Source organism: Bradyrhizobium sp. 197, assembly GCF_023073375.1.
Lineage (GTDB): Bacteria > Pseudomonadota > Alphaproteobacteria > Rhizobiales > Xanthobacteraceae > Bradyrhizobium.
Genome location: NZ_JADPJJ010000010.1, coordinates 72,013 through 95,146, shown reverse-complemented (window position 1 = coordinate 95,146; position 23,134 = coordinate 72,013). Strand labels below are relative to the sequence as shown.

Here is a 23,134-nt window from a genome sequence, read left to right as displayed (position 1 = left end):
AGGACAGATGACAATCGCCAAATTCGAGGTGGAGCGTTTCAGCCTCACGAGCTCGAAACCATTCGACACTGTCGTGGCCGCGTTCAAGTCGGCGGTCGGGCAACCCGACATGATCGAATTTTTCAAGGAGACGAGGGCAACGAATTCCTTCGCGGACCTGGAGCACGTCGTACAAAGCGGCCTCGGCCGAACGAACCTCATGCTCTTCGCGGAATTCGACCTCGGCGACATTCTGCGTCGTGAAACCGGATCCAGGACACCCAGGATCATACGGCTTGTGGTCGGCAATCCACTCATCATGAAAGAGATGGTCAAGCACGTGCCAGATGCCGGATCTTACGCTCCGGTCACCGTGCTTATCGACGAACGTCCCGATGGCGTGCACGTCTCCTATGACAAAATGGAGAGTTATCTCCTGCATAATGGCAACTCGGACGCCTTGGCCGTCGCTCGAAATCTCGATGCGAAGATCACAACCTTGCTAAGCGAATGTGCAAGCTAAAACGTCCTTATGACGTCTTCGGCCGATGGAGTGGGTAACTCATACCCATCGCGGCGCGATGGACGTTGTCATGACGTGGGCCAGACATTGGAAGGGAAATTCCTGCATGTACAAGACGCTTCTTGTCACTCTGACTGTCGCGGCTCTTTCCATCGGGCCTGTCGTGTCCGCTCCCGCCGTCAGCAAAGAGCCGCTGGATGCTGCGACCCTCAGCGCGATCAAATCGAAGTTCGGCAGGCTGATGGAATTGGCCAACAAGCATGATTTCAAGGCTCTGCATGAGATGTTCTGGCAATCGCCCTCGACCCTGCTGGTGGCCAAGAGCGCGATTCCGTCCGAGGGAAACTGGGCCGGCTTTTGGGGCAACGAGGCGATTGATCAAAAGCTGCATGATATCGGCAGCTCCGGTCCGGTCGTGCTCGAGCCAGATTATGCGAAGCTGCGGGTTGTCGGCCTGACGCGCGACGTCGCCGAGTCCTACGTGCCGACGAACATCACGGTCTCTTATGCGGGGCAGGATGGAACAGCGAGGCCGTTTCTGATGATCATCAATTGGCTTCGCGTCGGGAAGGACTGGAAGGTCGCTTCCGAAATCATTCTGCCGGTGCCGCCCGTACCCGCAGCGAAGGGCTAGGCGCGAGGCCTCAATTGTTCGGCACCGACGCCTCAGCTGCAGACCGAGGACGGAGGACCGAATGACCGGGCCTCGGCGATCTTCGGTCCGGATGACGGCATCTGCGCGTTAGCTGCCGAGAGTCGTTTCGACGGCGATGCCGGGTCCGGCAATCGGAGAGCGGCGTCGTGGCTGGAATGGCCGGCGGGCAGCGGTTGGCGGAAGCACGATCACTTTCGCTCGACGCCAGCCGATCGCGTCGCAGTTGCACGTCACGTCCCACTTAACGCGCCGTCCCGAGGCCGCTCTCCGCGAGGCGCGTCGCGAACCAGCGCGACAGCGGCTGATCGACGACGCCGCTGACATAGACCTCCGAGATCGTCACATGGTGCCTGTCCAGCACCAGCAGCACGCCGATCCAGTAGGCGAACCAGACATGCGCATCGGTCAGCGCCATCAGCTTGTGCTGGTCGTGATCGAGCGGGGTGTGATTGCTCGCCTTGCGGATCTCCACGGCGAGCAAATTGTTCGGGATCTCGCGCTGATGCACGACGACGTCAGGATAGATCGACTTGCCCAGATGATCGTCGGTCGAGATGATGGTGCCGTGCGGCAGGTGCAGCGTGCGCTCGCCGAGCCGGTCGTAGTTGCAGTCCACCGACCAGCCCGAGAATTGCTTCTCCAGATGCACGGCGAAGCGGTGCGTGACCGCACGCTCGCCGATATCCTTCTCGAACAGGAATCCTTCGTGCGCGTAAAAGTCCCGGAGCGCCGCGATCACCTTGTTCAGCTCGGTCTGCATCGTGCTCCCCGGCCCATCACGCGCATTCCGATGCGCCGTCACCAGACCCTCATGGTGAGGAGCGCGGAACGCGCGTCTCGAACCATGAAGGCCCGTATCCCGCCTGTCACCATCCTTCGAGACGCCCGCGTAACGCGGGCTCCTCAGGATGAGGCCGGAATTCGCGGCGCGATCGACCAGATCCTACATCTGGACTTCGATCAGCCGCGGTCCGGGCTCGGCGACGGCTTCGGCCAGCGCCTTGTTGAACTCGTCAGCGTTGGTGACTGCGCGGCCTGGGACGCCCATGCCCTTGGCCAGCGCCACGAAATCCAGCGTCGGCCGGTCGAGGCGGAGCATGTCGTTGGCGCGCTGGCCGGGCTCGCCGGCGCCGACATTGTCGAACTCGCCGCGCAGGATCTGGTAGATGCGATTGGCGAACACGATGGTGACGATGTTGAGGTTTTCACGGGCCTGCGTCCACAGCGACTGGATCGTGTACATCGCGCTGCCGTCGCCGACCATGCAGATCACCTTGCGGTCCGGGCAGGCGATCGCGGCACCGATCGAGAGCGGCGTCGAGAAGCCGATCGAGCCGCCCATGTTCTGGAGCCAGTCGTGCGGAGCGGCGGCCGCCGTCGGCGGGAAGAAGGCGCGGCCGGTGGTCAGCGATTCGTCGATCAGGATCGCATTCTCGGGGATCGCGTAGGCGATCGACTGCGCGATCGAGGCGTGGGTGAGCGCGCCGGTCGGCTTGAGCAGCTCCTGCGCGGCCTGCGGCTTGACGTCCTTCGCACTGGCCTTCACCGCGCCCGCAAGTGCTTCCAGCGCTGCGACCGAATTCTCACCCCAGGAGGTCATGCGATGCACGTCGCAGCCCTCAGGCTTAAGTATGCTCGGCTTGTTCGGATAGGCGAAGAACGCCACGGGATCGTCGGACTCGACCAGCACGATGTGACGGAACTTCGCCAGCATCTGCAGCGCGTTGTCGATCACGTAATGGATCCGATCAATCGAAAAGCGGCCGCGGCCGCGCGCCATCCTGGGACGGAAGGTCGGGCCCATCACGGTGCAGCCGGTCTTGGCGGCGATGCGCTCGGCCAGCGCCAGCCCCTGCTCGCTCAGCGCACTGCCGGTCATCAGCAGCAGCGTACCCTCTCCGTCGCCGTGCAGGATCTTTGCGGCTTGCTCGACCGCCTGCGGCGAATAGCTCGCGCGCTGCTGCTCGGCCGGAACCTCGGCGATGCCGTCGGCCTCGTTCCACGCAGTGTCCGCGGGCAGGATCAGGGTCGCGATCTGCGGCGGCGCGCTTCTGGCGGCGGCGATCGCCGCGGCACCATCGGCAGCGACCGATTTGGAGTTCGGCGAGGTACGCACCCAGGACGACATCGGCCGGGCCAAGCCCTCGATGTCGGAGGTCAGCGGCGCGTTGTAGGCGATGTGGTAGACGGCGTGCTGGCCGACGATGTTGACGATGCCGGAATTCGCCTTCTTGGCGTTGTGCAGATTGGCAAGGCCGTTGGCGAGACCGGGACCGAGATGCAGCAGCGTCGAGGCCGGCGTGCCCTTCATGCGGAAATAGCCGTCGGCAGCGCCGGTCACCACGCCCTCGAACAGGCCGAGCACGCAACGCATGCCGGGCACGCGGTCGAGCGCTGCGACAAAATGCATCTCGGAGGTGCCGGGGTTGGAGAAGCAGACGTCAACCCCGCCCTTGACCATCGTCCGCACCAGACTTTCCGCACCGTTCATCCGTCAGCTCCCGTAACCGGCAATTTTCCAACAATCCGTCCGATCAATCATTGTTCGCTCGTCTCGTCAAAGCAATAGCCGGCATCGCCGCCCTGCCCCGCGCGTCGATGCGCCGGTTTGGCTAATGCTTTTCGCCAAATTGGCGTGGTTGCCGATTTGGTAACTTCCTTCATTAAGGATGCCTGCCTCACGGGGCCGTGGCTTGCGGAAAGCCCGCAAATATGGCCTGTGACTTCAGTTGAATCGATTTTTGCTGGGGGAAACAATGATCCGGTTTTTTGCCGCACCGATCGCCGCCATCGCACTGCTGTCGGCCACCGCCGGCGGCGCCTTCGCCGAAGAGTTCGACACGCGCGACATCATGGGCGGCGGCCCGAACTTCTTCCGCGGCGGCTCGAGCCCGGTCCCCCGGACCACCGTCATGTATAACGGCAAATACGCCCCCGGCACGATCGTCGTGAACACCAGCGAGCGCCGGCTCTACCTGGTACTCCAGAACGGCCAGGCACTGCGCTACGGCATCGGCGTCGGCCGCGACGGCTTCCGCTGGGGCGGAGTGCACAGGATCACCGCCAAGAAGGAATGGCCGGGTTGGACGCCACCGTCGCAGATGCTGGCCCGCCGGCCGGACCTGCCGCGTCACATGAAGGGCGGCATCGAGAATCCTCTCGGCGCACGCGCGATGTATCTGGGCTCGACGCTCTACCGCATCCACGGCTCCAACGAGCCGGAGACGATCGGCCAGGCGGTGTCCTCAGGCTGCTTCCGCATGACCAATGACGACGTCAGCGACCTCTACGGCCGCGTCGGGGTCGGCACCACCGTGGTCGTGCTCAACAACTAATGGGCGACGAATCGCGCGAAACCGCGAGCGCGTGAATATGAGGTCTTGTGCGTCGCTTGCGAATACGGCAGCGTCGCCCGGCAATGAGCGCATTGGCCCCGTCTTCGTCCGGCTTTCGCATCGCCCTGCTGGCGCTCGCCACCGTCGCGTTCGTCCCTGACACCGCTACCATCGCCGTCGCGGGCGAATTGCCCGCGATCGCCTCGCGCCAGCGCGCCGAGAAGAAGAGCTTTACCGACGGCGAGATCGTCGATGGCTTTCTGAAGACGGCGTTCGGCGCCGAATACCACCTTGCCGGCCGTGTCGACCGCATCCGCAAGTTCGACGGGCCGGTACGCGTGTTCGCCGAGAGCGACCGCGCCGACCGCAAGGCGCAGCTCGCAAAAGTCGTGGCCGACATCGGCAAGCGCGTGCAGCATCTCGACATCGCCATGATCGACACCAGCGAGGCGGCGAATGTGCGGGTGAAGCTCGTGCGCGACAGCGATCTGTTCCGCACCATCTCGAGCTTCTACGGCGCGGCGAAGGCCCGCGAGATCCGCACCTCGCTCGATCCGCAATGCCTGTCCGGCTTTCGCAAGAACGACAATTACGAGATCGAGCATTCCGACGTCATCCTCACCGTCGACAACGGCGATTTCACCTTCCTCGACTGCGCCTATGAGGAGCTGCTGCAATCGCTCGGCCCGATCAACGACACCGCGAGCGTGCCCTGGACCATGTTCAACGACAACGTCTCGATGGGGTATTTCGACGTCTACGACCAGTACATCCTCAATCTGCTCTATGATCCCCGCATCAAGGCCGGCATGACCATACAGGAAGTCAAGGCGGTGCTGCCCGACGTGCTCACCGATGTGCGCATTTGGGTGACGCGCGTGAATGATCTGAAAGAGTGAGGCGCCTTCCCCACAAAGGGAGAAGAGAAAGCAGTCACACTTTCCTCGCCTTCGTCATCAGGAATTGCTGGCGCATCACGTTGTTGCTTCCGTCGAAATATTCGGAGATCAGCGCGTCGAACTCGCTGCGCAAACTTCGCAGCTTGTCCGGCTCGTCCTTGTACTGGGCCACGAGCTTGATCAAAGGCCCGATCGTCGTTTCCATGGTGCGGCGGAAATGCTGCGGGCTGAGTGCGGACGGATTCATGATGTCCATCTCGAAGGAGATATCCTTCACCTTCCCCGCGAGACGTTCGGCGACGATCTTCGGATCACCCCACGACACCGGTGAGGCCACGCCCTCGGGCGGCGGCAGATGGCGGCCGATCAGCGCGAACATCCGTCCGACATAGAGATGCGGCGGCCAGGTGGAGAAGGCGATGGTGCCGCCGGGCTTCAGCACGCGCAGCATCTCGCCGATGGTGACCTCGGGGCGCGGCGCGAACATGTGGCCGAACTGGCTGAGCACCACGTCGAACTCGTTGTCGCCATAGGGCAGGCTTTCCGCGTCGCCTTCGGCGAAGTCGAGATCGAGGTTCGCCAGCTGCGCGTGCTCGCGGGCGCGCTCGATCAGGACCGGAGACAGGTCGAGGCCCCTGACCTTTGCACCGCGGCGCGCCGCCGTGATCGCGGCAACGCCGGTGCCGCATCCGACATCCAGCAGCCTTTGGCCGGTAGCGACCCCGGCGAAACTCACGAGCTTGGCCGCCGCGGGCGTCGTGAACACTTCCATTGGCGTGAACAGCGACCAGGCCTCCTTCTGGACTGCCTTGAAACCAGCAAACGGGTCTTGTGCGGTCATGGAACTCTCCCTTCGCTCGACGTCAGTTTTCATGAGGCTAACCAAGGATGCCAAAGGTTCAACGCACCGCAAAGGCGGTCGCGCCAGCCCTACTGCACGAGATCGGCAACTGTGGTCGCGGCCTTCAGGCCGGTGCCGGTCAGCACCGCGACCGTGGTCTCGTTCGCCTTGATGGCGCCTGTGGCGGATAGTTTTTCCAGGGCCGCGGCCGCACTGGCGCTGGTCGGCTCGCCGAACAGGCCCTGCCGTGCCAGGCGGCGCAGGGCGGCGACGATCTCATCCTCCGTGAGCGCAACGGTGCCGCCGCCGCTCTCGCGTAAGGCGCCGATGATCTCGCGCAGGCGCAAGGGATTCTTGATGGCGGTGCCTTCGGCGATGGTCTTGTTCACCTCGCGCGCGACAGGCGTGTCAACGCCCGCCTGAAAACTCGCATCGATCGGCGAGCAGTTTTGAGGCTGCGCCGCGAACAGCCGCGGCAGCTTTGCGATCTGGCCTGCCCTCAGCAACTCGCGGAAGCCGAAGGCGCAACCGAGAAGCGAGCTGCCGGCGCCGACGGGGACAATGACGTTGTCGGGGGCGCGAAAGCCGAAATCTTCCCAGATCTCATAGGCGAGCAATTTGGTGCCTTCGAGAAAGAACGGCTGCCAATTGTGGCTGGCGTAAAAGGTCTGGCTGGACTGGCGAATGGCTTCCGCCTCGGACTCCTCGCGCGGGCCCTCGACGAGCTGCACCGCCGCACCATAGGCACGCACCTGCGCGATCTTGGCTGGCGACGTGGATGCCGGCGCCAAAATCTTCACGCGCATGCCGCCGGCGGCACCCAACCCCGCCATCGACGAGCCGCCATTGCCGGATGAATCCTCCAGAATGGCGTCGACACCGATCTGGCGGAGGAAGGACAGCATCACCGCCGAGCCGCGGTCCTTGAAGCTGCCGGTCGGGTTGAACCATTCGAGCTTGAAGAACGGGCGCAGGTCACCCCAATCCTGCTGCACCAGCGGCGTGCAGCCTTCGCCGAGCGTGATCGGCTTTGCGATCTCGACCGGCAACGCCGCCCGGTAGCGCCAGAGCGATCGGGTGCGGGGCTCAATGTCCTCGCGCGATATGCCCGCCCCCGGCGTCACCAGCAGAGGCGTGCGCTCGTCCGAGCACCAGCGCGGCTGGTCCAGCGGATAGAGCTTTGCGTTGCGGGGGTCTACGTAGCTGGCGGCAGGCATGGCGTTCTCCGGAGACAGAGCCGATCTGTCGATATGTCCGAATATGCCGGTTTTATCCAGTCACCTGTTTGGATGGTGTAGACGCGGCCAATTTGTGCAAGATGTTGACCATGCTTCGTCTTGACCACATCACCGTCGCCGCCAACGACCTTGCCGAGGGCGTTGCCTATGTCGAGCAGGCGCTCGGCATCGCGCCGCCGGCCGGCGGTGCGCATCCGCTGATGGGAACGCATAATCATCTGCTGCGGCTGAGCGAGACGGCGTTCCTCGAAGTCATCGCGCCGAACCCGTCGGCCCCGGCGCCGACCCGGCCGCGCTGGTTCGCGATGGACGATCCGCGAACGCATGCAGCGCTCGCATCCTCGCCGCGGCTGATGACCTGGGTCGTGAGCACATCCGATATCGCATCAGCGCTTGCGAAGATCCCGCAAGCCGCCCGGCCGGCGATCCCTGTGACGCGCGGCAATCTCGAATGGCTGATCTCCGTCCCGCCCGACGGCTCGATGCCGTTCGATGGCGCGTTTCCGACCGTGATTGAGTGGCCGGCCGGCCCGCATCCGGCCTCGCGCATGCCCGACCTCGGCTGCGCGCTGCTGGCGTTCGAGATATGGCACCCCGAGGCGGACACGATCCGGTCGTCGCTGACGGGCTTTCTGGACGATCCGCGTATCCGTTTCAGCCGTGAGCCCGAGCCGTCGTTTCGCGCGGTGATCCGGACGCCCGGGGGCGAGCGGCAACTGGCTTAGGCGCACCACGGGACGCCCGCCCCTTTAAAAACACAAACAATTACATAGATATAGCTCACAGCCCGTGGCCCGTGCCGGCGTCGCGCGCCGGTCATAGCGCGCGAATACCTGTATGAACAGCATCGGCAAGGGCGAGCCTGCGCGGGCACGATTAACTTGTCTATCGCAGCTCACCGCTACAATATGTTGGATTGATCTTGCGCCGCCGGTGACCGGACCGGCAACGCGACCGAGCCAGGCCCGTCCGAGCGGCGGGCCGTTGGTTTTTTAGGAGTTTGGTCATGAGCCGCGCGAACCGTACAGAACACATCCGCCTGACCTCCCATCCGGAGCCGGGCCGGAAGGCCGCCTTCCCGATCCACTGGGGCGCCGCCGACGCACGCGCCCGCGGGCCGATCATCGGCACGGTGTCGCGCGCAGGGGATCGCAACGTGATCGGCAGCCATGGCGGCTCCTATGCGATGTACCGGGCGCTCGCAGTGTCCGCCGGCGCGCTCGATCCTATCCGGCGTCCCGATCTCACCAACACCTTTCCCGCGGCGACCATCGGGCCGTTTCCGCAATGGAGCGATCCCGCAAAAATCGTCGCGCTCGATCCCTGGGGGCATCTCGTCGCCGAGAATTTCGGCAAGGACATCGCCGAGGGCATCGACATTCGACCGAGCATCGCGGTAACGCGCGCGCGGCTGGACCTGCCGGAGATCCGCGAGGCGCTCGCCGCAAAACGCCTGCGCGCCGACGGCGATGTCGTCCACGCCAATGGCAGCGTGTCGGTGGTGAAGATCGCGATCGATCCGGTCTGGTATCTGCCCGGCCTTGCGGAACGCTTTGCGACCAACGAGACCGAGCTGCGGCGCACGCTGTTCGAGCAGACTGCCGGCATGTTCCCCGAATTGGTGACGCGGCCGGACATGAAGGTGTTTCTGCCGCCGATCGGCGGCACCACGATCTACATGTTCGGCGACGTCACCAAGCTGCCCGACCATCGCACCAAGATCACCTGCCGCGTCCATGACGAGTGCAACGGCTCCGACGTGTTCGGCTCCGACATCTGCACCTGCCGTCCCTATCTCATCCACGGCATCGAGGAATCCGCGCGCGGCGCCCAGGAGGGCGGGCTCGGGCTCGTGATCTACAACCGCAAGGAAGGCCGCGCGCTCGGCGAGGTCACGAAATTCCTGGTCTACAATGCGCGCAAGCGCCAGGAGGACGGCGATGCGGCCGCCGCCTATTTCGAGCGCACCGAATGCGTCGCCGGCGTCCAGGACGCGCGCTTCCAGCAATTGATGCCTGACACGATCCACTGGCTCGGCCTGAAGCGCATCGACCGCTTCTTGTCGATGAGCGACATGAAGCACGACGCGCTGACCTCGCAGGGAATCGACATCGTCGAGCGCGTGCCGATCCCACCAGAGCTGATCCCGGCCGACGCCTATGTCGAGATCGCCGCGAAGAAGGCCGCCGGCTATTATTCGGACGACATCGGGCCGGCGAAGGACGTCGACGACGTGGTCGGGCGTTCGTTGGAAAAATACTGATCAATTGATGGCAGACGCTTTGGAATTTCAGGCCCGTTCGCTGCTCAGCGCAGCAGCGGTTCGCGCGCGTGCCGGCGAGATGCTCGAGATCGGCCTGAACGGCGGGCTGACGCATTTCACGATCGATCTCGATCGCATGGACGGCGTTGCGGAGGCCGTGCTCGCGGTCACGCGAAAAGCTTATCCGACGCTTGAGATCCCGTTCCACGCGCGGTGGCGGCATTTCGTGTTCGGTGGCATCGACCGCTGGGCGCGACTTGCGGACGCGGCCTCATGGCCCGATCGCGCGGCGCGAGCGCGTGCGGAGTTTGACCTTGCCATCGTCAGCGTGCTGCTCGATGCCGGCGCGGGTGCGGCGTGGCGATACCGCGACGCCGTGACGGGACAGGGCATTGGCCGATCCGAAGGGCTTGCGATCGCAAGCCTCGACATGTTCGCGAGCGGCCTCTTTTCCCGCGATGCCAGCGTACCGTTCAGGACCGATGCTGACGTGCTCGCAAAACTGCCGCTCGCCGCGCTCACAGCCGCCTTTCAGGTGAGCGATGCCAATCCGCTGCTCGGGCTCGAAGGACGCACCGATCTGCTGCGGCGTCTGGGCAAGCTGGTGGCGGAGCGAGCGGACGTGTTCGGCTCGCACGACACGCCGCGGCCGGGGGGCCTGTTCGATCACATCGCGGCGCAGGCGAATGGCGGCGCGCTTCCCGCACCCGCGATCCTGTCCGCCGTGCTGAACCAGCTCGGACCGATCTGGCCTTCGCGGCTGGAACTTGCGGGAATTCCGCTCGGAGATTGCTGGCGCCATCCTGCAATCAAGACGGACGATGCGACTGCGGGCCTTGTGCCCTTGCACAAGCTATCGCAATGGCTGAGCTACTCGCTGATCGAGCCGCTCCAGCGCGCCGGATTCAATGTCACCGACATCGACGGCCTGACCGGGCTTGCCGAATACCGCAATGGCGGCCTGTTCGTCGATCACGAGGTGCTGCGCCTGCGCGATGCGGCTGACGCCGAGCGCGCGCATGCGGTGGATTCAGCTCTCGTCGTGGAGTGGCGCGCGCTGACCGTGGCGCTGCTCGACCGGCTTGCCGAACTGGTTCGCGCAAAACTCGGCCGCACCCCCGATACATTGCCGCTCGCCAGCATTCTGGAAGGCGGCACCTGGGCCGCGGGCCGCGCCATCGCGTTCTCCCGCCGGCCCGACGGTTCGCCGCCGCTCAAGGTGATCAGCGACGGCACGGTGTTCTGATAACCAGATCGTTTGAATTCGCGGAAACAGACCTCTCATCCGGCGCTTCGCGCCACCTTCTGCCACAAGGGGAGAAGGGAAAAAGCAAGAGCATCCACTATGGAAGGCGTCACGATCGTCGATCATCCGCTGGTGCAGCACAAGCTGACGCTGGTGCGGGACAAGTCCATTTCGACAAAGTCATTCCGCGAACTGATCAAGGAGATCGGCATGCTCCTGTGCTACGAGGTGACGCGCGACCTGCCGCTCACCGACGTCGTGGTCGACACGCCGCTGGCACGGATGCACTCGGCCAAGATCGCGGGCAAGAAGCTGGTGTTCGTTCCCATGCTGCGCGCCGGCACGACTTTCGTCGACGGCATGATGGATTTGGTGCCGACCGCGCGCGTCGCGCATATCGGGCTCTACCGCGAGCCGCACAGTTTTGCCGCGGTCGAATACTTCTTCAAATCGCCGTCCGACCTCGGCGAACGCCTCGCAATCGTGGTGACGCCTGTGGTTGCGACCGCCAACACGGCCGTCGCCGCAATCGATCGGCTGAAGGAGCGTGGCGCCAAGGATATTCGGCTGGCCTGCCTGATCGCCGCGCCGGAGGGACTGGAACGGCTGCGCGGATTGCATCCGGACGTCCCGATCTGGACGGCCGGGGTGGATGAAGGTCTCGACGAGAACGGCTTTATCCTGCCGGGCCTCGGCGACGCTGGCGACCGCGCCTATGGGACGCGATAAGGCGAAGCTCAGATCTTCCCGCTGCCGCAAATCAACTTCAGCGACTGCCACTCCGTATCCGTGAGAAGCGGCGGGCCGCTGGCGGGGCGGTCTTCTTTCGTCATGCGGGCGAGGCGGTCCTCGGTCAGCGGATGGCTCGCGAGGATCGACGTGAGGCCGCCGCCTTCCTTGCCGGTGATGCGGAACATCAGTTCGGCCGCGGGCTTCGGCGAGCGGCCGAGCTTGTGCATGATCTCGATGGCAAACGTATCCGCAGCGGTCTCGGCCTCGCGCGAATAGGAAGCCTCGACCACGCTGCGCGAGGCGAAGATCACGGCGCTCGAGCCGGTGACGTCGCCGAACAACAGGCCGATCAGGAACGAGGTGCCGCCGTTGTAGATCAGGCCGCGCATGTTGTCGTGGTGCTTGAGATGACCGAGCTCGTGGGCGAGGATGCCGGCGAGCTCGTCGGGGTTTTCGGCCTTGTCGAGCAGGCCCTTCAGCACGAAGACCTTGCCGCCCGGCAGCGCGAACGCGTTCGGCACCGGGGTCGGCAGCACGCCGGCGGTCATGGAATCGTCGTCGAGGCCGGCGGCATCGCGCAGCCGATTGACGAATTTGATGAAGGCCGCTTTCCCCGCCGCATCCTCGCACAGATTGCGGCCGAAGATGGTCTTGACCTGAACCTCCGACGCATCGCCAATGCGCCGCTCGATTGGTTTCGGCACCAGCGGCGCGAGGCGGTCGGCAGCGAGCGGCACACCGAACAGCACGACGCAGACGATGGAGACGGCGGCAGCCATCGACCAGCCGACGATTTTTGCGACGCCGCGGCGCGAAGTCTGGTGCTCGTCGAGCCGTACGCAGCGGACGGTCACGTCTGAGGCGAGCAGAGCGTCGCGAATTTCCAGCCGTGCCAGCGGCGGCGCGGAAGCGCAGGCGAGCCGCAAAATGCCGGCCGGGCTGTCGGCGCGACGGATGTCGGTATAGGGCCAGACAACGGGCGTCCCGCCCTCTTCGAGGATCTCCAGCGCGTCGCCGAGCACCAGCGTCACCTGCCGCCTGCGGCTCGACACGCCGTCGAAGAAGATGGTCGGCTTTGCGGACTGCGCCGGGACATCGGTGGGCAACTCACTCACAGCTCAAAATCCCGCGACATCGAGTCCATCGGCAAAACCTTCGCCGAGTGCGCTGGCGAGCTCGCCGCTCCCACGCACATCCGCCGCGGCCGTGATGTTGTGCACATCGACGGTTTCCAGCACCTTGGCCCAGAGATCGCGCTGGAGATAGACGCGCATGACAATGTTGACCGCTAGGGCGAGTGCGAAATAGCCGACGACCATCATCACCAGCGTCGGGATGCTCTTGGCGGCATTGCCGGGCCCCAACGCCTGCTCGACCGAAAGGCCGCTCAGCGTGACGACGAGCATGGTCGCTCCGCCGATATAGGCGCCGAAGATGGCGGAGAGCAGCGTCCACCAGCCGATCACCTTCCAGTACAGGCCGTAGAATGCGTGGTGTGGCAAATCCGAGGACAGGCTGACGCCACCGATGCGGATGCCGTCGAGCCACCAGCGCCATTCGCGCGCCTTGAACTCGGCATAGAAGAACGGCGCGAGCGGAAAGATCACCACCGCGATCGGGCTGAGCAGCCACAGCCACCAGCCCCGCTTGAAGAACGTCCAGCCGTCGCCTGCGAATTCGCCGCGCAAATCGCCGAAATGGGTGTGCCGCATCTTGTAGCGTTCGAGCGACGCCTCGCGCCACGGTAATGCGAGACCAAGCGTCAGAAACACCAGCAGGCCCCACAGCATGGCGCGGAACGAATAGGCCCAGCCCGATCCGTCCATCCAAAACCGCACGCCGCGCCAGACCGTGCGCGTCAGGCGATAGCGCCGCGCGCGAAAGATCGCGAACTGGCCGAAGGCGTAGAAACTGATGAACAGCGGCGTCGAGGCAAAACCCTGCCAGCGCTCGAACTCGATGCCGACGAGAAAATAGGCGAGATAGATCGGCACCAGGATCGCGAGCGCGAACAGAAAGCCGACCAGCAGCTCCTTAGCCCGGCCGGTATATTCGGCGGCATCGCCATCGATCGCGGTGTTCGCCCACAGATGACGGCGGATGTCGGTGACGAGCCAGAACCGGTAGAAGCCGAAGGTAACGAGCTCCAGCAGGGCACCCTTGGTGACCAATTTGCGAAACTCGGTGCGGTTGCCGGTGAAATCGACCCGCGTGGACGGCAGCGGCGGCGGTAAGGGTTCGGAGCCGATGGGGGCCCATTGCATATCGTTCACGGCAGCAACCTCGGGGTGCGGACCTGGTTCGATCAAACTATAGATCAGAGATTAGTCGATCCCCAAGATGGCCGGGTTCGATTTGGCTCGATTCCAGTCGATTTCTTGCGCGATTCCCCGCCCAACGGAGTGCGCGAGATCACGTTCGCGGGGCGGCGTGACGGCCGTCCGACGCTTTCGTGAAGGTTGGATGTGGCAAAACTCTCCCTTGCTCCGACGCAGACAACCGGCTGTAATTGCAAATCAAATACCGCAGCGCAGAATTCAACGAGAACGCGCGGTTCACGCCAGGGAGAACGGTCATGCACGGGACCATCGAGAGCGCGGCAAAGCTCGACGCATTGCGCGAGCGTGCGACGTCACTGCCGCTGGAGCAATTCGACCCGGGCGATCCTGAGTTGTTCAGGACCGATACGTTCTGGCCCTATTTCGATCGCCTGCGCCGCGAAGATCCCGTGCACTACTGCAAGGACTCGATGTTCGGGCCGTATTGGTCGGTGACGCGCTACAACGACATCATGGAGATCGAGACCAATCATTCGGTCTTCTCCTCGGCCTCCTCGCTCGGCGGCATCACCATTCGCGACATCGATCCGGAACTGCGCCGCGAGAGCTTCATCTCGATGGACCCGCCGCGCCACGCGGCGCAGCGCAAGACCGTGGCGCCGATGTTCACGCCGACGCATCTGGACAATCTGGCGCTGAGCATCCGCGAGCGCTCGGCCGAGTGCCTGGACAATCTGCCGCGCGGCGAGGTGTTCGACTGGGTCGACCATGTCTCGATCGAGCTCACCACGCAGATGCTCGCCGTGCTGTTCGACTTCCCCTGGGAGGATCGCCGCAAGCTGACGCGCTGGTCGGACATCGCGACCACCATTCCCGGACCCGACGGCCTCGTCGCCACCGAGGACGAGCGTCAGGCGGAGCTGACCGAATGCGCGGGCTATTTCGCGCGGCTCTGGAAGGAGCGCATCGCACAGCCGCCGAAGAGCGACCTCCTGTCGATGATGGCGCATGGTGCCGCGACGCGCGACATGGACGCGAAAAACTTCCTCGGCAATCTCGTCCTTTTGATCGTCGGCGGCAACGACACCACTCGCAACACCATGTCGGGCTCGCTCCACGCGCTGAGCCAGCATCCGGAGCAATATCGCAAGCTGCGCGAAAACCCCGCACTGCTGGACAGCTTCGTGCCGGAAGTGATCCGCTGGCAGACGCCGCTGGCTCATATGCGCCGCACCGCGCTTGCGGACTTCGAGTTCCGGGGCAAGCAGATCAAGAAAGGTGACAAGGTCGTGATGTGGTACGTCTCGGGCAACCGCGACGCCGACGCGATCGAAAAGCCCTACGAGTTCATCATCGACCGCGCCCGTCCGCGCACCCATCTCTCGTTCGGCTTCGGCATCCACCGCTGCGTCGGCTTGCGGCTTGCCGAACTCCAGCTCAAGATTATCTGGGAAGAGATCCTCAAGCGATTCGACCATATCGACGTGGTCGGCGAACCCAAGCGGGTCTATTCGAGTTTCGTGAAGGGACTCGAGACGCTGCCGGTGAAGATTACGGCGTGAGGCGAAGGAAGAACCAACTGGAGCCACGACCATGAACATCCAAGCGCCGGTTAACGTGGACAAGGCCGAACGCATGCGCAGGGCCCGCGAGGAGGCCTATGCGACACCGCTGGCGCAGTTCCATCCCGGCGCGCCCAGGCTGTTCCAGGACGACACCCTGTGGCCGTGGTTCGAACGGCTGCGCCAGGAAGAGCCGGTGCACTACTGCACCAATGCGCCGATCGACCCGTATTGGTCGGTGGTGAAGTACAACGACATCATGCATGTCGACACCAACCACAGCCTGTTCTCTTCCGATTCGACGCTCGGCGGTATCGGAATCCGCGACGTGCCTGAGGGTTATGATTGGCCCAGCTTCATCGCGATGGACCAGCCGCGGCATTCGTCGCAGCGCAAGACGGTGTCGCCGATGTTCACGCCGACGCATCTGGACGAACTGGCAAAATTGATCCGCCAGCGCGCGCAGACCGTGCTCGACAACCTGCCGCGCAACGAAACCTTCAATTTCGTCGAGCGCGTCTCGATCGAGCTGACGACGCAGATGCTGGCCACCCTGTTCGATTTCCCCTGGGAAGAACGGCGCAAGCTGACGCGCTGGTCGGATGTCGCGACCGCCCTGCCCAAGAGCGGCATCGTGGCCTCGGCCGAAGAGCGCCGCCGCGAGATGGACGAATGCTACGCCTACATGTCCAAGCTCTGGAACGAGCGCGTCAACTCCGCGCCGCGCAACGATTTGTTGTCGCTGATGGCACACAACGACGCCACGCGCTTCATGGACCCCGACAACCTCATGGGCAATATCATCCTGCTCATCGTCGGCGGCAACGACACCACCCGCAATACCATGACCGGCTCGGTGCTGGCGCTGAACGAGAACCCGGACCAGTATGACATGCTGCGGCAGAATCCGGCGCTGATCGATTCCATGGTGCCCGAGGTGATCCGCTGGCAGACCCCGCTCGCGCATATGCGGCGCACCGCGCTTGAGGATACCGAGATCGGCGGCAAGCACATCAAGAAAGGCGACCGCGTCGTGATGTGGTACGTCTCGGGCAACCGTGACGAGGGGATGTTCGAGAGGCCGAACGATTTCGTCATCGACCGCCCGCGGCCGCGCACCCACCTCTCCTTCGGCTTCGGCATCCACCGCTGCGTCGGCATGCGCCTCGCCGAGCTGCAGCTCAAGATCGTCTGGGAGGAGATGCTGAAGCGCTTCGACCGCATCGAGGTGGTGGGCGAGCCGAAGCGGATCTATTCGAGCTTCATCAAGGGGTACGAGTCGCTGCCGGTAAGGATTCCGGGGTAGGCGGCTACGCCGTCATTGCGGCGCGTTCAACTCTATCCCCTCACCCTGAGGAGCCTGCGAAGCGGGCGTCTCGAAGGGCGAGGCCGAGAGCGGGGCCTGCATCCTTCGAGACGCGCGCAAGAGCGCGCTCCCCAGGATGAGGATGAACACCTTTCGCGCGGATATAAAATTCCGGCATGACAGCTCGCACAATATGCGATGGGTCGCACACGGCCTTCTGTCCTAAACCGCACTGAAAGCATCTAGCTCAACTTGATGTCCCACACGCCGTCCTTGCGGCAGGCGGTGACCTCCTCGCGCAGGAGGGCGGTGACGGCGAGCGAGGCCGTCGAAACCGGACGGTCGATCGGAGAGGCGAATATGAGCTCGCGCGTCATCGGCTTCGAGACGACAGCGGTTTCCAGCCGCCCGTCCGCGACCTCGCCGTGGACCGACGAGGGCGGCAGCAGCGCGAAGCCGAGGCCTTCCTCGACGAGACTCGTGAGCACGCGGAACGAATCCGCCTCGAGCTGGATGTTGAGCTTGATCTTGCGCTGGGCGGCCGCGTGCTCGATCAGCGCGCGGAGGCCGTGGGAATGACTGGGCAGCACCAGCCGTTGCCGCAGCAGCCAGCCGACATCGACGCTCTTCTTGCGCGCCAAGCCACAACCGCGCGGCCCGACCGCAACGATGTTGTCGCGGCCGAGGCTTTCGACGTTGAGATGCAGATCGGCGGAGCGGCCGTAGAGGATGGCGAGATCCATCTCGCCGCGATGCAGCCATTCGACCAGATGACCGCTGTAGCTCTCGACGATGCGCAGCGAAATGCCGGGAAATTTTTCGACGCAGCGCCGTGCGAAGCGCGCCGACAGCACGCAGCTCACGGTCGGAACCAGGCCGAGCACGACCTGGCCAGATGGCGGCCCCTTGGACGACTGGATGTCGTCGCGGATCTGGTCGATCTGCCGCACGATGCCGGAGGTGCGCGCCAGCAACAGGCGGCCGGCGTCCGTGAGCACCATGCCGCGGCCGTTGCGAGTGAACAATTCGATGCGCAGCTCGTGTTCCAGCAGCTTGATCTGCCGGCTGAGCGCCGGCTGCGCCACGCGCAACGTGTCGGACGCCTTGGAGAGGCTGCCGAGCTCCGCCACACAACTGAAGGTCCTGAGCTGACGGAAATCCATGCTTGCCAATCCTGGAAGGCTACTCCATACGCTATAGCAAATGAGCATAGGGGGCTGGCATTGTTTTCACAACGCCAGAGGATCGGCCGGCGTTATCTTAACTGCCGCACCCAACGGAAAACGCCATGAGTGAAGAACACCACAGCGAAGATCATGCCGACATCCGCGAAGCCGTCGCAAAGCTCTGCGCGCAGTTTCCCGGCGAATACTGGCGCAAGCTCGACCGTGAGATGGCCTACCCCAAGGCGTTCGTCGATGCGCTGACCGAGGCCGGTTATCTCTCGGTGCTGATCCCCGAGGAATATGGCGGCGCAGGGCTCAAGCTTTCTGCGGCCGCCGCAATCCTCGAAGAAATCCAGCGCGCGGGCTGCAACGGCGGCGGCTGTCATGCCCAGATGTACACGATGGGCACCGTGCTTCGGCACGGCAATGACGAGCAGAAGGCAAAATACCTGCCGAAGGTCGCAAGCGGCGAACTGCGGCTGCAGGCGTTCGGCGTCACCGAGCCGACCAGCGGCACCGACACCAGCTCGCTGAAGACGTTTGCGCGCAAGGACGGCAATGCCGGCTACATCGTCAACGGCCAGAAAATCTGGACCAGCCGCGCCGAGCATTCCGACCTGATGCTCCTGCTGGCGCGCACCACGCCGAAGGACCAGGTCAAGAAGCGCACCGACGGCCTTTCCGTGTTCATCGTCGACATGCGCGAAGCCAAGGACAAGGGTCTCGAGATCCGTCCGATCCGCACCATGATGAACCATGCCACCACCGAAGTGTTCTTCACCGACATGAAGGTGCCGGCGGAAAATCTGATCGGCGAGGAAGGCAAGGGCTTTCGCTACATCCTCTCCGGCATGAATGCCGAACGCATCTTGATCGCGGCCGAATGCGTCGGCGACGCCAAATGGTTCATCGCCAAGGCCACCAACTACGCCAAGGAGCGCAGCGTTTTCGGCCGGCCGATCGGCCAAAATCAAGGCGTCCAGTTTCCGATCGCCAAGGCCTACGCCGCGATGCGTGCGGCCGAGCTGATGGTGAAGGAAGCGACGCGGAAATACGAGGCCCTGCTCGACTGCGGCGCTGAAGCCAACATGGCGAAGATGCTGGCGGCCGATGCGTCCTGGGAAGCAGCGAATGCCTGCGTCCAGACCCATGGCGGCTTTGGCTTCGCCGAGGAGTACGACGTCGAGCGCAAGTTCCGCGAGACGCGGCTCTACCAGGTCGCCCCGATCTCGACCAACCTCGTGCTGTCCTTCATCGCCGAGCACGTGCTCGGTATGCCCCGCTCGTATTGAGGCCGCATCATGGGAGCTCTTGACGGGATCAGGGTGATTGCGGTCGAGCAGGCCGTGGCAGCGCCGTTCTGCTCGTCGCGCCTGGCGGACGCCGGCGCGGAAGTCATCAAGATCGAGCGGCCGGAAGGCGATTTCGCCCGCGGCTATGACGCGGCGGCCAAGGGGCAAAGCAGCTACTTTGTGTGGCTCAACCGCGGCAAGCAATCGGCGGTGGTCGATCTCGCCACCAAGGAAGGCTGCGCTGAGCTCGAGAGGCTGATCGCGAGCGCCGACGTGCTGATCCAGAACCTCAAGCCGGGCTCGATGGACAAGCTCGGCTTTTCGCGCGAGCGGCTGCTGCAGGATTATCCAAAACTGATCTCGTGCACGATCACCGGCTATGGCGACGAGGGCCCCTACGCGCACCGCAAGGCCTATGATCTCTTGATCCAGGCCGAGAGCGGACTGGCTTCGATCACGGGCAATCCCGACGGCGCCTCGCGCGTCGGCATGTCGATTGTCGACGTTGCAACTGGTGCCACGGCGCATGCGGCGATTTTGGAAGCGCTGATCGGGCGCGGGCGCACCGGCAAGGGCGCCGACATCCGCATCTCCATGTTCGACGTGATGGCGGACTGGTGCACCGTGCCGCTGCTCAACTCCGAAGCCGGCAATCCACCGAAGCGCATGGGCCTGCGTCATCCCTCGATCGCACCCTACGGCGTGTTCACCTCCAGCGACGGCAAGGACATTCTGATTTCGATCCAGAGCGAGCGCGAGTGGAAGACGCTTTGCGCAAAAGTGCTGGACCAACCGGATTTGTCCTCCGATCCCCGCGTCGCCAATATGGTCGAGCGCGTGCGCAACCGCGACTTCACCGACCAGACGGTCGCGGATGCCTTCGGCAAGATGACGCGCGATGAATTGCTGAAGCGGCTGTCCGATGCCGATATCGCCTTTGCCGAGGTCAACACCATGGCCGACCTCACCAACCATCCGCATCTGCGCCGCATCGAGGTCGACACGCCGCAGGGACGTGTCAGCTATCCCGCGCCGGCGCCGATCATTGTCGGCGAGACGCGCGCCTATGGCGCGGTGCCCGGCATCGGCGAAAATCCCCAATCCAGGAAATAACCAGAGCGAGGCGTCATGACCGGGAAGCTCGACATCGATCATCTCAGGCAATGGATCGGCCGCAGCGAAGAAGCGACCGACACCGTCACCGCGCAGCTCGTCAAGGGTTTGCGCGCGACGCTGTTCCAGGAGGTCGGCGCGCCCAAGGCTGGCGATGCGGCGCCGTTCACGGTGCATTGGTGCCTGGCCCAGCCGGTGTTTCCGATGTCGATGCTCGGCCCAGACGGCCACCCCACCCGCGGCGGCTTCCTGCCGCCGGTGCCGCTGCCGCGCCGGATGTGGGCCGGCGGCGAGATCGAATTTTTTCAGCCCCTGCGCGTCGGTGATGAATCGACGCGGACCTCGCGCATCGTCGATGTGCAGGTAAAGACAGGATCGACCGGCACGCTGTGCTTCGTCTCGGTCGAGCACAGCATCTCCTCGCCGCGCGGCGTCGCCATCCGCGAGCGCCAGGACATCGTCTATCGCGAGATGACAACCACGCAGGCCACGACCACAAAGGCCCCGCCTCCGCCGCCGCAGGCGCAGGCGCAGGCGCAGCATCGCGAGACCTACGTGTCGGATCCCGTGCTGCTGTTTCGTTATTCTGCACTGACCTTCAACGGCCACCGCATCCATTACGACCGCGATTACGTCACTGCGGTCGAGGGCTATCCGGGCCTGATCTTCCACGGACCGTTGCAGGCCACGTTCATCATCGAGATGGCGGCGAAGCTGCGCGGCGGCAAGGCGCCGACGAAGTTCACCTATCGCGGCGTGCAGCCGCTGTTCGAAGGCAGCGAGTTTTCCATCAACGCCAACGAGACCGAGGCCGGCATGGAGCTGTGGACCGCGAACGCGGAGGGACAGCCGACCATGAAGGGCACGGCGGTGTGGTAATCCTCGTCATTGCGAGCGCAGCGAAGCAATCCAGAATCTTTCCGCGGAGATAGTCTGGATTGCTTCGTCGCAAGGGCTCCTCGCAATGACGTGGGGCTGGGAGCGTCGATAAATAACAGGGGACGGAAACCAATGTCCAAGAACGGCAGGACCGGCAGCAAATCCGTCACCGTGAAGCAGGCGACGCTCGACCTGCTGCGCTCGTTCGGCATCGACAGGGTGTTCGGCAATCCCGGCTCGACCGAGCTGCCGTTCCTGAGCGACTGGCCCGATGACATCGACTACGTGCTGGCGCTGCAAGAAGCGAGCGCCGTCGGCATGGCCGACGGCTACGCGCAGGCGACACACAATGCCGGCTTCGTCAATCTTCATTCGGCGGCCGGCGTCGGCAACGCACTGGGCAACATCTACACCGCGCATCGCAACCAGACGCCGCTGGTGATCACCGCGGGCCAGCAGGCACGTTCGATCCTTCCCTTGCAGGCGTTCCTGTTTGCGGAGCGCGCGTCCGAATTTCCGCGGCCCTACGTAAAGTACAGCGTCGAGCCGGCGCGGCCCGAGGACGTGCCGGCGGCGATCGCGCGCGCTTATTACACAGCGATGCAGCCGCCATGCGGGCCGACCTTCGTGTCGATCCCGGTCGACGACTGGGCCCATGCGGCAGCTCCCGTCGAAGCGCGCAAGGTCAGCCGCGAGATCGGCCCCGAGCCTGATGCAATGAAGGCGCTGGTCGCAGCACTGGCCTCGGCCAAGCACCCCGCCGTCGTCGTTGGGCCCGGCGTCGACCGCGCCGGCGCCGTCGACCTGATGGTGCGCGTCGCCGAGAAGGCGAAGGCCAGCGTCTGGGTTAGCCCGTTCTCGGCGCGCTGCTCGTTCCCCGAGCGGCATCCGCAGTTCGCAGGTTTCCTGCATGCGTCGCCGGCGCAATTATCGGACGCGCTGCGCGAGCACGATCTCATTGTCGTCATCGGCGCGCCGGTTTTCACCTTCCACGTCGAAGGCCACGCCGCGATCTTCGACGGCAGTGCGGCGATTTTCCAGATCACCGATGACCCGGATGCCGCGGCGGTGACGCCGGTCGGCACCAGCATCATCGCGACGATGAAGCCGGCGCTAAGCGCGTTGCTCGACCTGTTGCCGGAGAGCAAACGCGCCATGCCGACCGGCCGCACGCTGCCGCCGGCGCCACAGGCTGCCGATCCGCTGCCGGTCGAATTTCTGTTGCACTCGTTGTCGCAGGCGATGCCGGAAGGCGCGTCACTGGTCGAGGAAGCGCCCTCGCACCGGCCGGCGATGCAAAAATTCATGCCGATGCGCGGCCAGGACAGCTTTTACACCATGGCAAGCGGCGGCCTCGGCCACTCCCTGCCCGCCGCGGTCGGCATGGCGCTCGGCAAGCCGAAGAGCCGCACGGTGTGCCTGATCGGCGATGGCTCGGCGATGTACTCGATCCAGGCGCTGTGGACCGCAGCGCAGCGCAAGCTGCCGCTCACGATCGTCGTCATCAACAATTCCGGCTACGGCGCGATGCGTTCGTTCAGCCAGGTGATGCAGGTGCGCAACGTGCCGGGGCTCGAGCTGCCGGGGATCGATTTCGTGCGGCTCGCCGAAGGCATGGGTTGCCATGCAGTGCGGGTGAGCAAGGCGGCGGAGCTTGGCGAGGCGCTGAAGCGCGGGCTGGCGTTTGCGGGGACGAGCCTTGTGGAGGTGGTCGTGGATTCGGCGGTGCCGGTGCTGTACGGGCAGAAGCATTAGCAGCGCGCTGCGATTTCATGTCGTCGTCCTGGCGAAAGCCAGGACCCATTACCCCAAGAGGTAGCTTGGCG

Annotated in this window: 22 protein-coding genes and 1 pseudogene; 14 read left to right on the top strand and 9 right to left on the bottom strand. The window is 64.3% G+C overall.

Translation table 11 applies throughout. The features are described from left to right. Positions 1–7 precede the first annotated feature (7 nt). Positions 8–502 carry a DUF302 domain-containing protein gene (locus IVB27_RS04180; RefSeq protein ID WP_247441638.1) on the top strand — a complete coding sequence of 165 codons (495 nt, stop codon included), beginning with the start codon at positions 8–10 and terminating at the stop codon, positions 500–502. A 106-nt stretch (positions 503–608) separates the two neighbouring features. Then, positions 609–1,136, top strand: a complete 528-nt coding sequence (locus IVB27_RS04175) for a hypothetical protein (protein ID WP_247441637.1) — start codon at positions 609–611, stop codon at positions 1,134–1,136. Between the two features lie 32 nt (positions 1,137–1,168). On the opposite strand, the pseudogene IVB27_RS04170 reads toward IVB27_RS04175, so the two are convergent. From IVB27_RS04170 to IVB27_RS42945, 4 genes and pseudogenes are all read right to left on the bottom strand, one after another. Further along, positions 1,169–1,355: pseudogene (locus IVB27_RS04170) on the bottom strand (hypothetical protein); the annotation flags it as partial. A 43-nt stretch (positions 1,356–1,398) separates the two neighbouring features. Continuing rightward, complete coding sequence (locus tag IVB27_RS04165) at positions 1,399–1,917, bottom strand: hypothetical protein (RefSeq protein ID WP_247441635.1); 519 nt, start codon at positions 1,915–1,917, stop codon at positions 1,399–1,401. Positions 1,918–2,100: 183 nt separating this feature from the next. Continuing rightward, positions 2,101–3,648: an acetolactate synthase large subunit gene (locus IVB27_RS04160; protein ID WP_247348794.1), complete on the bottom strand. Its 1,548-nt coding sequence runs from the start codon at positions 3,646–3,648 to the stop codon at positions 2,101–2,103. A gap of 47 nt (positions 3,649–3,695) precedes the next feature. After that, on the bottom strand, positions 3,696–3,821 hold the full coding sequence (locus IVB27_RS42945) for a hypothetical protein (RefSeq protein WP_256467659.1): 126 nt from the start codon (positions 3,819–3,821) through the stop codon (positions 3,696–3,698). Between the two features lie 92 nt (positions 3,822–3,913). Here IVB27_RS42945 and IVB27_RS04155 point away from each other — a divergent pair, with 92 nt between their 5' ends. Further along, positions 3,914–4,492 (top strand): L,D-transpeptidase, encoded by a 579-nt coding sequence (locus IVB27_RS04155; protein WP_247441633.1) that lies wholly within the window; start codon positions 3,914–3,916, stop codon positions 4,490–4,492. Positions 4,493–4,575: 83 nt separating this feature from the next. After that, positions 4,576–5,391, top strand: a complete 816-nt coding sequence (locus IVB27_RS04150) for a DUF2927 domain-containing protein (RefSeq protein ID WP_247441632.1) — start codon at positions 4,576–4,578, stop codon at positions 5,389–5,391. Positions 5,392–5,425: 34 nt separating this feature from the next. Here IVB27_RS04150 and IVB27_RS04145 read toward each other — a convergent pair whose 3' ends face one another. Together IVB27_RS04145 and IVB27_RS04140 are read right to left on the bottom strand one after the other, a co-directional pair. Next, positions 5,426–6,232 carry a class I SAM-dependent methyltransferase gene (locus IVB27_RS04145; protein ID WP_247441630.1) on the bottom strand — a complete coding sequence of 269 codons (807 nt, stop codon included), beginning with the start codon at positions 6,230–6,232 and terminating at the stop codon, positions 5,426–5,428. Positions 6,233–6,321: 89 nt separating this feature from the next. Beyond that, positions 6,322–7,449, bottom strand: coding sequence for a threonine synthase (locus IVB27_RS04140; RefSeq protein WP_247441628.1), 1,128 nt, complete (start codon positions 7,447–7,449; stop codon positions 6,322–6,324). A 110-nt stretch (positions 7,450–7,559) separates the two neighbouring features. Here IVB27_RS04140 and IVB27_RS04135 point away from each other — a divergent pair, with 110 nt between their 5' ends. The 4 genes from IVB27_RS04135 (at position 7,560) to upp (ending at position 11,708) form a co-directional block, all read left to right on the top strand. Next, positions 7,560–8,195, top strand: a complete 636-nt coding sequence (locus tag IVB27_RS04135; protein ID WP_247441626.1) for a VOC family protein — start codon at positions 7,560–7,562, stop codon at positions 8,193–8,195. 281 nt (positions 8,196–8,476) lie between these two features. Beyond that, a complete protein-coding gene (locus tag IVB27_RS04130) occupies positions 8,477–9,733 on the top strand; it encodes a GTP cyclohydrolase II (protein ID WP_247441624.1) in 1,257 nt (418 codons plus the stop codon). A 7-nt stretch (positions 9,734–9,740) separates the two neighbouring features. Continuing rightward, entirely contained in the window at positions 9,741–10,979 is a 1,239-nt protein-coding gene (locus IVB27_RS04125) for a URC4/urg3 family protein (RefSeq protein WP_247441621.1), read from the top strand. 99 nt (positions 10,980–11,078) lie between these two features. Beyond that, a complete protein-coding gene (upp, locus tag IVB27_RS04120) occupies positions 11,079–11,708 on the top strand; it encodes a uracil phosphoribosyltransferase (RefSeq protein ID WP_247348786.1) in 630 nt (209 codons plus the stop codon). Between the two features lie 8 nt (positions 11,709–11,716). On the opposite strand, the gene IVB27_RS04115 is transcribed toward upp, so the two are convergent. Together IVB27_RS04115 and IVB27_RS04110 are read right to left on the bottom strand one after the other, a co-directional pair. Next, positions 11,717–12,826, bottom strand: coding sequence for a M48 family metallopeptidase (locus IVB27_RS04115; RefSeq protein ID WP_247441619.1), 1,110 nt, complete (start codon positions 12,824–12,826; stop codon positions 11,717–11,719). A gap of 3 nt (positions 12,827–12,829) precedes the next feature. Continuing rightward, positions 12,830–13,975, bottom strand: coding sequence for a YjgN family protein (locus tag IVB27_RS04110; protein WP_249811143.1), 1,146 nt, complete (start codon positions 13,973–13,975; stop codon positions 12,830–12,832). Positions 13,976–14,286: 311 nt separating this feature from the next. On the opposite strand from IVB27_RS04110, the gene IVB27_RS04105 reads away from it, so the two are divergent. Both IVB27_RS04105 and IVB27_RS04100 read left to right on the top strand, forming a co-directional pair. Beyond that, entirely contained in the window at positions 14,287–15,552 is a 1,266-nt protein-coding gene (locus tag IVB27_RS04105; RefSeq protein ID WP_247441615.1) for a cytochrome P450, read from the top strand. 31 nt (positions 15,553–15,583) lie between these two features. Beyond that, the gene (locus IVB27_RS04100; RefSeq protein WP_247348778.1) at positions 15,584–16,858 is read left to right on the top strand and encodes a cytochrome P450; all 1,275 of its coding nucleotides are present in this window, start codon (positions 15,584–15,586) and stop codon (positions 16,856–16,858) included. Between the two features lie 242 nt (positions 16,859–17,100). Here the strand turns inward: IVB27_RS04100 and IVB27_RS04095 are convergent, their stop codons facing one another. Further along, the gene (locus IVB27_RS04095) at positions 17,101–18,021 is read right to left on the bottom strand and encodes a LysR substrate-binding domain-containing protein (RefSeq protein ID WP_247441613.1); all 921 of its coding nucleotides are present in this window, start codon (positions 18,019–18,021) and stop codon (positions 17,101–17,103) included. A gap of 125 nt (positions 18,022–18,146) precedes the next feature. Here IVB27_RS04095 and IVB27_RS04090 point away from each other — a divergent pair, with 125 nt between their 5' ends. The 4 genes from IVB27_RS04090 to mdlC all read left to right on the top strand — a co-directional run bounded on the left by IVB27_RS04090 (position 18,147) and on the right by mdlC (position 23,063). Next, the gene (locus tag IVB27_RS04090; protein WP_247441610.1) at positions 18,147–19,316 is read left to right on the top strand and encodes an acyl-CoA dehydrogenase family protein; all 1,170 of its coding nucleotides are present in this window, start codon (positions 18,147–18,149) and stop codon (positions 19,314–19,316) included. Positions 19,317–19,325: 9 nt separating this feature from the next. After that, the gene (locus IVB27_RS04085) at positions 19,326–20,429 is read left to right on the top strand and encodes a CaiB/BaiF CoA transferase family protein (RefSeq protein WP_247441608.1); all 1,104 of its coding nucleotides are present in this window, start codon (positions 19,326–19,328) and stop codon (positions 20,427–20,429) included. Between the two features lie 15 nt (positions 20,430–20,444). Continuing rightward, positions 20,445–21,308: an HTD2 family dehydratase gene (locus IVB27_RS04080; protein ID WP_247441606.1), complete on the top strand. Its 864-nt coding sequence runs from the start codon at positions 20,445–20,447 to the stop codon at positions 21,306–21,308. 132 nt (positions 21,309–21,440) lie between these two features. Beyond that, positions 21,441–23,063, top strand: coding sequence for a benzoylformate decarboxylase (gene mdlC / locus IVB27_RS04075; protein WP_247441604.1), 1,623 nt, complete (start codon positions 21,441–21,443; stop codon positions 23,061–23,063). Positions 23,064–23,134 lie beyond the last annotated feature (71 nt).